The organism is Arcicella gelida (assembly GCF_034931025.1).
GTDB classification, from domain to species: domain Bacteria; phylum Bacteroidota; class Bacteroidia; order Cytophagales; family Spirosomataceae; genus Arcicella; species Arcicella gelida.
Genome location: NZ_JAYGIL010000008.1, coordinates 43878 through 58217, shown reverse-complemented (window position 1 = coordinate 58217; position 14340 = coordinate 43878). Strand labels below are relative to the sequence as shown.

At 32.6% G+C, this 14340-nt stretch carries 12 protein-coding genes; 10 read left to right on the top strand and 2 right to left on the bottom strand.

Translation table 11 applies throughout. The features are described from left to right. Nucleotides 1-19 precede the first annotated feature (19 nt). The 8 genes from VB776_RS08240 (at nucleotide 20) to VB776_RS08205 (ending at nucleotide 11349) form a co-directional block, all read left to right on the top strand. Nucleotides 20-1225 (top strand): lanthionine synthetase C family protein, encoded by a 1206-nt coding sequence (locus VB776_RS08240; RefSeq protein WP_323327906.1) that lies wholly within the window; start codon nucleotides 20-22, stop codon nucleotides 1223-1225. Between the two features lie 18 nt (nucleotides 1226-1243). After that, entirely contained in the window at nucleotides 1244-4402 is a 3159-nt protein-coding gene (locus VB776_RS08235) for a lantibiotic dehydratase (protein ID WP_323327904.1), read from the top strand. Nucleotides 4403-4414: 12 nt separating this feature from the next. Further along, the gene (locus tag VB776_RS08230; protein WP_323327902.1) at nucleotides 4415-6622 is read left to right on the top strand and encodes a peptidase domain-containing ABC transporter; all 2208 of its coding nucleotides are present in this window, start codon (nucleotides 4415-4417) and stop codon (nucleotides 6620-6622) included. A gap of 2 nt (nucleotides 6623-6624) precedes the next feature. After that, the gene (locus VB776_RS08225; protein ID WP_323327900.1) at nucleotides 6625-7923 is read left to right on the top strand and encodes an HlyD family secretion protein; all 1299 of its coding nucleotides are present in this window, start codon (nucleotides 6625-6627) and stop codon (nucleotides 7921-7923) included. Nucleotides 7924-8593: 670 nt separating this feature from the next. Continuing rightward, a complete protein-coding gene (locus tag VB776_RS08220; RefSeq protein WP_323327898.1) occupies nucleotides 8594-8797 on the top strand; it encodes a hypothetical protein in 204 nt (67 codons plus the stop codon). Further along, on the top strand, nucleotides 8767-9015 hold the full coding sequence (locus VB776_RS08215; RefSeq protein WP_323327896.1) for a hypothetical protein: 249 nt from the start codon (nucleotides 8767-8769) through the stop codon (nucleotides 9013-9015). Before VB776_RS08220 ends, VB776_RS08215 begins: the two co-directional genes overlap by 31 nt. A gap of 402 nt (nucleotides 9016-9417) precedes the next feature. After that, a complete protein-coding gene (locus VB776_RS08210; RefSeq protein WP_323327894.1) occupies nucleotides 9418-10248 on the top strand; it encodes a helix-turn-helix domain-containing protein in 831 nt (276 codons plus the stop codon). A gap of 195 nt (nucleotides 10249-10443) precedes the next feature. Then, entirely contained in the window at nucleotides 10444-11349 is a 906-nt protein-coding gene (locus VB776_RS08205) for an alpha/beta fold hydrolase (protein ID WP_323327892.1), read from the top strand. A 199-nt stretch (nucleotides 11350-11548) separates the two neighbouring features. On the opposite strand, the gene VB776_RS08200 is transcribed toward VB776_RS08205, so the two are convergent. Beyond that, complete coding sequence (locus VB776_RS08200) at nucleotides 11549-12484, bottom strand: hypothetical protein (RefSeq protein WP_323327890.1); 936 nt, start codon at nucleotides 12482-12484, stop codon at nucleotides 11549-11551. A gap of 80 nt (nucleotides 12485-12564) precedes the next feature. Next, the gene (locus VB776_RS08195; protein WP_323327887.1) at nucleotides 12565-12933 is read right to left on the bottom strand and encodes a winged helix-turn-helix transcriptional regulator; all 369 of its coding nucleotides are present in this window, start codon (nucleotides 12931-12933) and stop codon (nucleotides 12565-12567) included. Between the two features lie 124 nt (nucleotides 12934-13057). Here VB776_RS08195 and VB776_RS08190 point away from each other — a divergent pair, with 124 nt between their 5' ends. Next, entirely contained in the window at nucleotides 13058-13852 is a 795-nt protein-coding gene (locus VB776_RS08190) for an SDR family oxidoreductase (RefSeq protein ID WP_323327885.1), read from the top strand. A 26-nt stretch (nucleotides 13853-13878) separates the two neighbouring features. Beyond that, a complete protein-coding gene (locus VB776_RS08185; protein ID WP_323327883.1) occupies nucleotides 13879-14196 on the top strand; it encodes a nuclear transport factor 2 family protein in 318 nt (105 codons plus the stop codon). The last annotated feature ends 144 nt before the right edge of the window (nucleotides 14197-14340 follow it).

Genomic DNA, 14340 nt, shown 5'->3' with positions numbered 1-14340 from the left:
TAAGTTTGTTAATTTGATAATGAAACAGCTAGAAAAAAAATTAGAGGATATTGTACAAATCTTTAAAAATAAATATACATCAGTCAATCAACCTAACTTAATAGGCGGTGACCTTGGAATCATTCTATTCAACTTACATTTATATGAATATTCCCATGATAATCTATTGCTCGATAAAGCAGTAGGGAAAATAGAACAGTATCTTTCTCAAATGATTGTTGAAGACTATGACCCGACTTATTGTAATGGAGTTGCAGGGTTTACTTTTTTTTTGGAATATATCGAACAGAAAGGATGGATGGAAATAGACACCAATGAAATACTCGGAGAGATTGATGAATATCTTTATTTGCAAATGATGAGAATGATAAAAGCGGGCAATTATGATTTTCTACATGGAGCAATCGGTATTGGTTATTACTTTATATATCGTAGCCGTAAAACAAAAATAGCAAGACAATATCTTGAGGATTTTGTAATTGAATTAGATAATCAAGCGGTCATTAATAATGATTTAAGCATGAAATGGCCCTTTTATGATTTTACGAATAATATATCCCAGAAAGATGAATTTAATATGGGGCTTGCTCATGGTATTCCAAGTATACTTTCCTTTTTATTAAAGGCTTATAAAGAAGAAATAATGCCTGTTAAAACACGAAAAATGGCATTGGCAACTACTCAATACATACTTAAAAATCAGCTTGACCCATCTATTTATTATTCACAATTTCCAGATTTTACATATGGAAACGAAAAAAGCAAGAAATCTAAGCCAAGTCGTTTAGCATGGTGCTATGGGGATTTAGGAATCTGCTGTTCGTTGTGGCAATCTGCTCTTGTCTTTGATGATAACATCCTTAAAAATATTACCATCAATATTATGGTACGTGCATCTCAAAGAAGAAGTTTTGAAGAAACAAGAATTAATGATGCAGGGTTATGCCATGGATCTGCTATGGCGGCACACATATTTCAGCGATTTTATGATTGGACTAATGAATTAACTTTTAAAGAGACCGCAGATTATTGGTATGATGTAACTTTAAAAATGGCAATTTTTACTGATGGCTATGCAGGATATAAAAACTTTAGCCCCAAAGAATACGGGGGTGAACAACCTTCTTATAATTTTCTACAAGGAATTTCAGGCATAGGGCTTGTTTTATTATATCGAATCTCTGGCTTAGATCCATCTTGGGAAGAATTGTTATTTATTCGTTAATTCTTAAACGTTAAACAGTTGAATTACTCATTTTTCAATCAATTTATTGTTAGAACACCTCTTTACTCTATCGAAAAGTTGCAGGTAGTCCTCTCTCAAAATAGTTTAGAGGTATCTATGAATGCCCTTTTCAATTTTTTTCAAGAACCTATCAACCAAGAGGCTCTTTTTCTTGCTTCTCCAGACTTAAAGAGCCGTTTATTGGATTATTATAAAGGTGAAATCAAAGAACAAACCAAAGTGAAAGCTCTTGCCTATTCTTTAATGAAATACTTCCAAAGGATGACAACTAGATGTACTCCATTCGGTTTATTCGCAGGTATTGGTGTAGGTGATATTAAATCAAATACAAATATTATTATTGATACTCAAATTGCCAAAAATCGCCATACAAGACTAGATATGAACTATTTGTGTGCTTTGGCTACCGCTATTGTACAGATTGATGTTATTCAGGAAGAAATCAAGTTTTATGTAAATAATAGTATTTATTTAATAGGTGAAGAAGTTAGATATGTAGAATATCATTATCACAACACACGCCGAATTCATCAAATTTCTTCGGTAGATTTTTCAGAATATTTACAGAAAATATTTGAAGTCGCTAAATCTGGAGCTACTAAACAACAATTATCTAATGCTATCATTAATGATCAAATTTCTCAAGAAGAAGCAGATATTTTTATTAATGAAATTATTACGAGTCAGTTATTAGTTAGCCAATTAGAACCATCTGTATGTGGTGAAGAATTTATTTTTCAACTTATCAACACCTTAAAAGAATTACCTTCGGATAAATCGTTTACAATCAATGAACAGGTTATGTCAATTGGCTCATTGGTTCAATTGCTTATTTCTATTCAAGAAAAACTTGATGAATTAGATAACTCCGAGTACAATGATGTTCATTTATACTTAGCATTTGCAGAAAACTTAAAACAGTTAGGCATTGAGATAGAATTAGGAAAATTGTTTCAAACTGATTTTGTAAGAAAATCAGACAAATGTACTTTAGACGAAGCCATATTGACTGACATAGTATCAACGGCTCGTTTTCTTAACAAAATAAGTATTAAATACGGAGAAACTAAGTTAGAAAAATTTGCAAAAGCATTTTATGAAAGATATGAAGATGCAGAAATTCCTCTCTTGTATGCACTTGATGTAGAAACAGGTATTGGATATATACAATCAAATGATAATCCGGATAATAATAAGAATAAAATTTCGTGGAGCAAGCTAGATGAAATCTTGTTAAATAAAATACTTCAATCAAAAGTATCCAATACTTTTGAAATTACCTTAATAGACGAAGATTTTAAAGATTTCAAAGAAAATTGGGATGACCAGCAAGATACTATCGGATTTATGGTTGAGTTATTGAAGGATAGTGGTGGTCAAATTAAAACTGTAATGTCTAACGGCGGCGGGTCAAGTGCGGGAAATATTTTAGGGAGGTTTTGCCACGCAAGTCAAGACATTGATGCATTAGTCAGAAGTATTATTACCAAAGAAGATGAATTAAAATCTTCAGATACCATTTTGGCCGAAATTGTTCATTTACCTGAGTCAAGAACAGGAAATATCTTGATGCGTCCAACGATTAGAAATTACGAAATTCCTTACTTAGCCAAGGCTTCAGTTTCAGATGAATTTCAGATAAGCCCAGATGATTTGTATATTTCGGTCAGAAGGTCTAACGTATTTTTAAGGTCTAAGAAGTTAAATAAAATAATCATTCCCAGACTTACCAATGCCCATAATTTTGGACATAATTCATTACCAATATACAACTTTCTCTGTGATTTGCAAACCCAGCATAGTAGAGGTGGAGTAAGTTTTAACTGGGGAGCGTTAGAAAATAACTACAATTTTTTACCAAGAGTAAATTATAAACAGTCAATTATTTCCCCAGCCAAGTGGATACTTCGCAAAGACACGTTTGAACATTTGCTTAAAATTGAAGATAACGAACAGTTGATGAAAGGTGTGCAAGACTGGAAGAGCGAATGGAAAATGCCCAATATTATTCAATTGGTTGATTTTGATAATGAATTATTGGTTGATTTACAAAATATTTTGAGTACAAAAACATTTCTAAATACGATAAAAAAACGTGACTTTGTTCAACTTACGGAATTTCTGTTCAATAAAGACAATTGCCTAATCACTGATTCTGACAACAACCACTATGTTAATCAATTTGTCATTGCATTTTACCGAAATGAAAAGTTGAATAAAAATGAATCACTTTATGAGTTACCTCAAATTATCAATACTATTCCAATAAAACGTTCTTTTATAACAGGTGAAGATTGGCTGTACTTTAAAATTTATTGTGGTGCCAAGACTGCCGACCAAATTTTAAAATATGGATTAACAGATGCCTTAAGACAGTTACGTGAAAACGGGTTAATTAAGAAATGGTTCTTTATTCGTTATACAGACCCAAAAAATCATCTGCGTGTTCGTTTTGAGGTTACAGATACATTCCAAATTTCCGAGGTTATAAAAATTTTAAAGGGTAGTCTCTCTTATTTTTTAGATAATAAACTCATTTGGAAGACTCAAACAGATACATATAACCGAGAGTTAGAACGGTATGGAGCATCTTCAATTGAATTTTCAGAAAGTCTATTTCAACTAAGTAGTGAACAAATAATACAGTTCCTGGAAATACTTAATGGAGAAGATGAAGTCAGAGATAATGAAATTAGTTGGTTTTTTGGATTAAAAACGATTGATATGCTCTTGGATAGCTTTAAATTTGATATTTATGCCAAAAAGGATTTGTTAGAAAATTTATCAGAAAATTTTGGAAGAGAATTCAATATGAACCTCGAACTAAAAAAACAAATTGGAGAACGATTTAGGAAAGAACGAAATACGATTGTTAATTGCTTGAAAAATGAATATAATTTGGATGATGATTTTAAAACAGCATTCAATATTTTGCACCAATCCAAAATAATGTGTGATACAATTGCTCAATCTGTTTTAAGATTACACCAAACAAATTTACTTGAAACGCCATTGTCTCAATTATTAAGTAGTTATATCCACATGATTATGAATCGTCTTTTCACCTCTAATCAAAGACATACGGAGATGATTCAATACCATTTGCTTTGGCATTTTTATCGATCAGAAATTGCACAGAGAAAAAAGCTTGATTAAAAAACATTAAAATTGGCAAAATTTCCCTCATACATTCAACACGATGAGATGGACTGTGGTCCAACTTGCTTGAAAATCATTTCAAAATACTATGGAAAAACTATTCCTTTAGCACAATTACGTGTTTTAAGTGAAACCACAAGAATTGGAAGTTCTTTATTAGGTTTGGCAGGTGGAGCTGAAGAAATAGGGTTTAGGACACTTGGAGTAAAAATTAGCTACAAACAACTTTCAGAGGAGATACCCTTGCCTTGTATTGTACACTGGCATAAAAAGCATTATGTTGTTGTTTATAAAATAACCCCAAACAAGGTTTTTGTATCTGACCCATCTTTTGGATTAATTGAATACTCACCAAGTGAGTTTATCAATAATTGGATAGGGAATTATCTGTCAGAAGAAATTGAAGAAGGAATTACATTAGCCTTAGAACCCTCACCAGAATTTTATACAAATGAGTTTGAAGAAACAAAAACACGAAAGCTAGTTTTTTTAGTAAAATACCTTAGTCCTTATAAAAAACTCATGTTTCAACTGTTTTTGGGGCTTTTTGCAGGTAGTATTTTACAATTAATTTTCCCCTTTCTTACCCAAAGTATTGTTGATGTTGGAATTCAGAGCCAAGATATTCATTTTATATATCTAATATTGGTTGCACAACTTTTCTTATTTTTAGGAACGACATCAATTGAACTCATTAGAAGTTGGATTCTACTACACGTAAGCTCAAGGGTAAACTTATCAATGCTTTCAGATTTTTTCATTAAACTAATGAAACTTCCAATTGCTTATTTCGATGCAAAGCATACGGGAGATATCATGCAAAAAATCAATGATCACCATCGTATTGAAAGTTTATTGACGAGTTCAAGTCTAAATATCTTATTTTCATTTTTTAATGTCGGTATTTTGGGAATTGTTTTGGCAACCTACAGCTTTAACATTTTTGCCATTTTTGCCATTTTCAGTATTATATATATTATTTGGACTTTATTATTTTTCAAAAAAAGAGAAGAACTCGACTACAAGCGTTTTTCCCAAATGAGCCAAGACCAAAATAAGGTGATTGAGTTAATAACTGGGATGCAAGACATTAAACTTAGTAATGCCGAACGACAAAAAAGATGGAGTTGGGAATATATTCAGGCTCGTAAGTTTAGGTTGACTCTTCAAAGTACAACACTATCTCAATTTCAAAGTACAGGTGCTATTCTAATTGGACAATTACAAAATATTTTAATATCAATTGTTACTGCTAAAATGGTTATTGATGGAAATCTTACCATAGGTATGATGCTTTCTGTATCTTATATTGTTGGACAACTCAATGCCCCTATCCAACAATTCACATCATTTTTGCAAATATTCCAAGATGCCAAAATAAGTTTAGATAGGATTAATGAAATTTACGACATGAAATCAGAAGATATCATAGATGAATTTACAACCTCTCCAGAAGAGATTAATTTTAATCAAGATATTGTTTTTAATAAAGTAAGTTATCGGTACCCAGGAGCTTTAAATGATGCAATTGAAGAGTTATCATTCGTTATTCCTGCCAATAAAACAACTGCAATTGTTGGTAGTAGCGGCAGTGGGAAAACGACTATGATGAAGATGTTACTCAAGTTTTACCCTGTAAACGAAGGAAGCATATCTTTGGGAAATGTAAGCCTTAATGACATTCCTCAACATATATGGAGAGACTCTTGTGGCGTTGTAATGCAAGAAGGCTTTATTTTTAATGATACCATTGCAAATAATATTGCTGTTGGTGAAAATATAATTGATAAGAAGAAATTATTGTACGCAATTAATATTGCTAATATTCAAGATTTTATTGAGCAACTTCCAGCAAGATATAATACAAAAATCGGATCAGATGGTGTTGGACTAAGTACTGGACAAAAACAAAGAGTTTTAATTGCAAGGTCTGTTTATAAAAACCCTAAATTAATTTTCTTTGATGAAGCAACTTCTGCCTTAGATGCCAATAATGAAAAAATTATTATTGAAAATTTGAATGAATTTTTAAAAAATAGGACATCGGTTATCATTGCACATAGACTTAGCACCGTCAAAAATGCCGACAATATCATCGTTTTAGATGCTGGTAAGGTAGTTGAAACGGGGAATCATGACATTTTAGTACAAAAACAAGGATATTATTATAATTTGGTAAAAAATCAATTAGAATTAGATTCAAAATCAACTTCATAAAAATGACACGAGAAAAAGATATCGAGATTCGTTCTGAAGAGATAATTGATTTTATGTCTTATACTCCTACATGGCTTATAAAATGGGGGATTAGTGTAATTTTCCTTATTATCATCATCTTTTTTATATTGGCATCAATTATAAAATATCCCGAAACATTAACAGGCCAAGTAACCATCACGACCTTAAACCCAACAGTTACTATCGTAAATAAAGTATCTGGACGTTTAGAAAGAATATCAATTAAAGATGAGGCTTCTGTACATATCGGAGATATTATAGCAACAGTCGAAAGCCCCGCTAATAATTTAGATGTACTTACTTTAAAAAAAGCATTAAACTCTATTGAGTTAAAATCGAATGAACTTCACATTAATTTATCAAAATTCCAAGATTCCTTACATTTAGGCGATTTGCAAAATGAATATTCTCAACTCATAACAGATTTAAAACAATATCAAGAATTAACCCTAAACCCATTTTATAACGAAAAAATCAAAAGTATAGAAAGTCAGCTTAAAAATCAATCAGACTTATTGAGCATTAATCATGAGGTTTTAAAAATGGCTGAAAAGGATATTGACAATGCACTGAAAAAAAATGGCATTTTTAAAAAACTATTTGACGATAAAGTTATTCCTCCTTTAGAATTTCAAGAGAAACAAGATGAGTTAAGTAGAAAACAACAAGATTTTATTACACTAAAAAAGAATATTATCCAGACTAATGTTGCTATTACAGATTTAAAACGCCAAAAATTAGAGCTAAACAACGAAGTTAGAACCAAAACAAAATTATTAGAACAGAGTATTTTCCAAAAAAAGAGCAATTTAACAAATGCCATTATTAATTGGCAAAAAAATTACTCTATCAAAGCATACTCAAACGGACGTCTTAAATTTTTACAGAATTTGACGGACGACCAATTTGTTAAAGCAGGTGACCCTTTATTTTTAATTGTTCCAGAACAAACAACTTATATAGGATTAATTACTATGTCATCTCTTAACTCTGGGAAATTAAAAAATGGGCAAAAAGTATTGATTTCACTTGATAGTTATGCTGCTAATGACTTTGGAAAGATAACAGGTATTGTCTCCAAAATTTTTTCTGCCACCAATCAAAACTCTTATACTGTTCAAATAAGTCTAAAGAATGGTTTAAGAAGTTCTTTAAATAAAGATATTCCCTTTAAACCCCAAATGAATGGCGTTGCTAATATCATTACTGATAATACTAGCTTAACAGAGAGATTACTAAAAAAAATAAATCTGGTCTATAATGATACTGCTGGAATTTAATGAAAAATGTCAACAACACTTTATACTTTATGATTATAACAGTACTAAAATGAACTTACATTTTTAATATAAAATATGAGATATTAAGCCAATTTTATGTTTTTAAATCTCGAATAGACTATTCTGGAATTATAAGAATTATGACACTCTCTTGAAAAGCTTTTACCCCAAAAAATACAATTGTTAGGGTACCATACCCTATATAGTTTCTGTAGAAATGGCATAAGGGAAAGATGATAGAGTATCTAATAAGTAAATTAAAGATACCTTCATTTTGATAAATTAACAAAATGAAGGTATTAGAACAAGGGACGTTAGCTTAGATGATATGATGCAATAAGTCTTTCTCTAATTATTTTATTGGTTTGATTATTGGATGATTTATTTGATATATAATTATGTTAAATAAAGAATAAGGCTACAACATAGCTATTCTTTAAATATATCTAAGTGACTATTTCTTTTGCATTGATATTTCCCCGATGTGAAATTTTCGGATTCTAGTGTACTACAGTTGTTATTTTTGGCTAAGTAATGGCATTTTTAGCTTATTAAATACAAATGGACATTTCATATTTGGAGTGATTTTGTCTTTTATTAAAAGAACAGTTTATCACTATTAATAGAATCAGCGATATTTGACGGATTTGTTTCAGCATTGAAAGATATTTTGGACAAAAACTTTGGCACAACTAAAATTGATTCATTAGTCAATAATGTAGGAATGGGCTATTACGCTTCTATTGAAGATACGACAGAGGCTGGCTTCGACGAAATGGCTACTACTCATCTGAAAGCCCCTTTTTCCTTACTCAAAAATTACTTCCATTCATTAATGAAGGCGTGTGTATCGTCAATACTTCTTCGGGTTTGACTCGTTTTAGCTATCCAAACTATGCAGCTTATGCCATCATGAAAGCTATTGCCACTGATTTTGGTGGTGGGGCTGTCAGAGATAACCAAGCTTTAAACGATATGATTGCAGGCAATACGGCATTAGGAAGAGTTGGTTTGCCCAATGATATTGGAGGTGTTATTGTATTTATTTCTATATTCAGAAGAGTCAAAATGGATCAATGCCCAAAGAATTGAAGTCTCGAGTGGTATTCATTAATGAAATTTCTACACAGTATAAATCTACAAATTAGCATTATTGTATAAAATCTCTTCGTTAATATTAACTCTGCTGCTTTGTTAGTAAAATTCTTTCTTTTATTTCAGCAACAAGACTTCTCTCCTACTCTTTTCCTTTCTCCTGTACTTTATAAATTTTGTTTACTACATTCTTTACAAGCCTTGTGTCATTTTAACTTCTTTAGTGAAAAGTTACTACGGTAGTCGGAATGCAATTATTTTGTTGTAATCCATCAGGAGAGTAAAACGATGAGCCAAACTTACTTGTATTAGTATAAATAACGTAAATTTGCATCAGTGCTTGAGCAAAGTACATAATATCCAACTTTAATCCTCCAAAACCGACTCCTAAAACAGCAAATGCTCAAAGAATTTACCTATAAACAGTTTGGTAATATCAAACTATCAGAAATTAATAATAATGATAATTCGCTCTCTGGTGTTCATGAACACATCAAAATTTTATTTTTACCAGCAAATTTCAAGATAAAGGTTGATTTTCAAGCGTTTCATTTAAAGACCGATGCTTTACTTTTTGTCAATCCTAAAGTGGTAATTCAGCCATTAGGTGATGCCCCCAATGATGGCGATTTAATTTATTTCAATCGAGATTTTTATTGTATCGAACTTCACGACCAAGAAGTTGCTTGTGACGGTATCTTGTACAATAATGTTTTTGAAGTTCCTTTTATTGAATTAGACTCCAACCAATCCGTAAATATCAAAAATATCATTGAAGAAATTCGTTTAGAAATGATAACGGATGATGCTAATACGGAAGAAATGCTACGAATCTTACTGAAACTCATTATTTTGAAATCAACTAGGATTTGGAAACAACAACATCAATTGGCCGACGACAGTAAGCACGTTGATGTACAGTTTTTAAGAAAATTTAGCAAGCTCGTAGAGCAACATTACAAAACGCATCATACCGTAGCAGATTATGCTGACATGCTGTTTATAACCCCCAAAAACCTCAGTAAAAAAATCAGTTTACTGAGTAAAAATACACCAAACGATATTATCAAAGATAGAATAATCCTTGAAAGTAAAAGGCTTTTGGCACATACCACACTCAGTGTCAAAGAGATTGCCTATAGCCTAAACTATGAAGATGATGCCTATTTCGTTAGGTTTTTTACAAAACATACGGGTATATCTCCAACATCTTTTCGAAAGCAATTTTAAAATAATTACATAAAAATATCAACAAGGCATGGCTCAAAAGGTCATGCTTTTTTTGTGTTTTGTGAACATCAAAAGCAATTTTTTATCAGTGGGGAAAAAGTACAACCAAAAGCGAAAAGTGTCCATTGAGGCACAAGACAAATTGCTCCAACTTTGTATCATCAAAAAACAACAACAATTCTAACAAATACAAACATGAAAAAGACAGTTTTAGCAATCGTAATTTTAGTTTCTCTTTTTACTAATAGCCTAATCGCTCAAACCAAAAGAGTGCCAGCTTCGGCAGGGAGAGCAGAGTACATAGAAGTAGAAAAAAATGTACGCTTACACGTAACTGACCTCGGCAATGGTAAGCCTATCGTTTTGATTCACGGGTGGCCATTGAGTGATGCCATGTATGAATATCAATATCAATATTTGGTTCAAAAAGGATTTAGAGTAATTGGTATTACATTACGTGGCTTTGGAAAATCTGATAAACCTTATGGTAAGTATAATTTCGATGTATTTTCAGATGATATTAAAATTGTACTAGAAAAATTAAAGATTCAAAATGCAGTTTTAGGTGGTTTTTCGATGGGCGGTGCAGTTGTGATTCATTACATAACTAAATACAATGCTGCTCATGTAAGTAAATTGGCTCTTTTTGGTGCTGCTGCCCCTTCTTGGAAACAAAGAGATAGCTCTCCATTTGGTGTTTCTGAAATTGCTGGTGCGAATTTAATCAACCAAACCCTGACTCAGCGACAAGATTTAATTGCTGGTTTTGGAAGTGCCTTCCCTGCAAAAGAAGGTAATATTTCTAAAAATGTTGAAAAATGGTTGGAAAGTATCAATTTAGAGGCATCTCCTTATGCTACAACACAATCTATGAATTCCTTGCTTGACCTCGACTTGCGTCCTGTATTGGCAAAAATTAACATTCCAGTAGCCATATTTCATGGAACACAAGATAAACTCTGTCCTTTCCCTTTGGCTGAAGAGTTGAACAAAGGAATAAAAAATTCGTACATCGTAAAATTTGAAGAAAGTGGACACGCCTTGTTTGTAGAAGAAGCTACAAAGTTCAATCAAGAGCTTGAAAAATTTGCCAACCAATAATAAATCAGAAATCGCCCTTATGACGTTTCGGTCATAAGGGCGATTTCCAGTAAAAGCAAAGTCAAAAAACGATTCGATGAAATCTTCTTTATTATTTTGCCTTTACCTTTATTATTAAGCTAATGCTTGAAATTTATTCAACTTTTAAAGGGGAAACAAAGTAAGATGATAAACAACAGACAAACGCAACCTTTACGTTTTATACCTTAATTACCTTATCACTATCGTAAAAAAAACGGAGTTGTTTTACTCTCTTTTTTACTAATTTATTCTTCATCGGTTCAAATGTGGCAACAATCTTACCTTTTTCTTTGACAGTAACCACGAAAGGTTGCTTTAGTTTATTGGTCAGATGGTAAATAGACAAAAGTTCTGCAATATCTTCATGCCATGAAGCCATTCCATAAAGTGATGGAAACGGGGTTTTCTTGAGTGCATTATATATTTCTGGGGCTGATGAAATTGGTTGAACCTTACCACTTCTAAAGCGTGTATTCTCTAGTAATGGATTAGTAAATTCTGCTACTGGTGTATTCATCTTACTCCATATATTTTTAGTAAATGTCGTATGTACAACTAAAGAGTCTTTTTTGTCTGGATGTGAAGCAAGGTTTAAAATGGCATCTACAACATGTGTAGCCTCATGCAGTAAAACATATTGGATGGCATCTAATTTCCCTGCATCTATCAGTATTTCAAATCCTGAGTTTGTTGGATTGTTAAAAATGGTTTTTTCTTTCCATGTTGCCCATTCTGAAATCGTTTCGTTGAGAATTCCCGCTCGAAAAGTAATGTTAAATTGTTTGGTAGAGTCACTCGTTTCAATGGGCGAAGTCAGCGCCGTATTGGGCATATTGTCCATAAAACTAATACTCTTCAAATGCTCTTTCAGTACTTTTTTATACAATGGAGGTAATATGGCAAAAGCTTGCTCTACTTTCTCTTTTTCGAGGGATGTCAATACATGGTTTGAAGGCTCCATTCCAGCTTCAATAAACATTTTAAATACACTTTCTGGAGCTATCAAAATACGATTTTCAGGAAAGGTATTCTCATCACTTTTGATGGACTGAGCTGTAAGTTTATTCAATAATAGAGAGAAAAAAAGTACAATAATTAGGTTTTTCTTGAGCATATAAATATTGATTTTAATTACTGAGGATAAGACAGAGAAGTATTCAGTCTAAATATAAATGGTAAAATAGCGATTATTAACTACTGACTTCCAACATCTATGCGTTTTAAAATAACCGAACGTAAATGTGCCTCATTTGTATCACCCCACTGACCCATAGCAGAAAGTATTGGAATTAAAGTTTGACCAAATTCAGTAAGACTATACTCCACTTTTGGTGGAACTACAGGATATATTATCTTAGAAACTAAGCCATGTTCTTCTAATTCTTTCAACTGAATATTTAATACCCTTCGGGTAGCATCGGGTATTTTGCGTTGAAGCTCACTCGGGCGTTGATTTCCTTCATTGATAAACCACAACAAACGGATTTTCCATTTGCCGTAAAGCACCTCGCCAATCAAATCCAAACCGCAATTGAGGTTCGGTAAAATTTTCCTTTCATACATAAAGCAAAAGTAAACCACAGTTCCAAATTGTGCAATAAGGGATAAATTTATCCCTATGTGAATCGTATTTCCGTAATTGTTTCATGTGTATGTATGTCAGAAATTTGCTCAAAAAAAGCAAACAATGGAACAGGAATTTAATTTCAATAATGAATTATCAGGAAAAGTTGCTTTGGTAACAGGCGGAACAAAAGGTGCTGGGAAAGCCATTGCCGAACGACTTTTAAAAGCAGGTGCAAGTGTCATCATTACCGCTAGGAATGCCCCCGAGGAAGCAAACGAAAAACTACATTTTATCGCTGCCGATTTAAGTAAACCAGCAGGAACAGAAAAAGTAGTAGCAGAAATTTTAGCAAAATTTGGCAGATTAGATATTCTAGTCAACAACTTGGGCGGCTCTGAAACGCAAGGGGGTGGCTTTGCTGTCTTGACTGATGAAGATTGGGAACAAACTATTCAAACCAATTTATTAGCACCTGTTCGTTTAGATAGGGCTTTTTTACCCGAAATGATTACTCAAAAAAGTGGAGTTATCATTCATATCGGCTCTATTCAAGCGAAGTTGCCTTTATACGATTCGACCTTGCCTTATGCGGCTGCAAAAGCTGGCTTAGTCAATTACAGTAAAAGTTTATCAAACGAAGTAGCACCCAAAGGAGTTCGTGTACTTGCTGTTTCGCCAGGCTGGATAAATACCAGTGCTTCAAAAGCAATGATGGAGCGAATAGCTGAAAGTTCTAACATAAGTTTTGAGCAAGCAACAAAAAGTGTAATGGACGCTCTGGGTGGAATTCCTTTCGGCCGCCCAGCCCAACCCGAAGAAGTTGCCGAATTAGTGGGCTTTTTGGTTTCGCCGAGAGCCAATTATTTAACAGGAACAGAATTTGTAATCGACGGCGGAACAATTCCAACAATATAAAATCAACCATAAAACAAAAGCAAATCATGAATAATTTACCCAAAGTAATCGCAGATTTAGTAAAAGCACAAAACAATTTTGACAGCACAGCCTATGCAAATTGTTTTACCGAAACAGCCGGAGTTTTTGATGAGGGCAAAACGCACAATGGAAGAAAGGAAATAGAAAATTGGATAGAAAAAACAAATAAGGAATATCAAGCAACGATGAAACCGCTTGAATATTCTGAAAACGTGCAAACTTTAAAAGCAGAGGTTTCTGGAAGTTTTCCAGGCAGTCCTATTGTACTGACTTATTTGTTTGACATTCAAAATCAACAAATTCAAACCCTGAAAATTGTTTAATAATTACGTTTTAGCGACTTAAAAAGTATTGGCAAAAGCAGAGTTGACGAACGTAGATTCTCTTACTTTTGCCAATACCTAAAACGATACTAAACTCCATTTTGAACACAATAAACTGCATTTTAGACACAGCCGAACTTTTTA

What these genes read in the sequence shown, in the direction of transcription:
- VB776_RS08205 (WP_323327892.1), top strand. Translation starts at nt 10,444, where the DNA reads ATGAAAAAGACAGTTTTAGCAATCGTAATTTTAGTTTCTCTTTTTACT.
- VB776_RS08225 (WP_323327900.1), top strand. Translation starts at nt 6,625, where the DNA reads ATGACACGAGAAAAAGATATCGAGATTCGTTCTGAAGAGATAATTGAT.
- VB776_RS08240 (WP_323327906.1), top strand. Translation starts at nt 20, where the DNA reads ATGAAACAGCTAGAAAAAAAATTAGAGGATATTGTACAAATCTTTAAA.
- VB776_RS08210 (WP_323327894.1), top strand. Translation starts at nt 9,418, where the DNA reads ATGCTCAAAGAATTTACCTATAAACAGTTTGGTAATATCAAACTATCA.
- VB776_RS08200 (WP_323327890.1), bottom strand. Translation starts at nt 12,484, where the DNA reads ATGCTCAAGAAAAACCTAATTATTGTACTTTTTTTCTCTCTATTATTG.
- VB776_RS08195 (WP_323327887.1), bottom strand. Translation starts at nt 12,933, where the DNA reads ATGTATGAAAGGAAAATTTTACCGAACCTCAATTGCGGTTTGGATTTG.
- VB776_RS08185 (WP_323327883.1), top strand. Translation starts at nt 13,879, where the DNA reads ATGAATAATTTACCCAAAGTAATCGCAGATTTAGTAAAAGCACAAAAC.
- VB776_RS08190 (WP_323327885.1), top strand. Translation starts at nt 13,058, where the DNA reads ATGGAACAGGAATTTAATTTCAATAATGAATTATCAGGAAAAGTTGCT.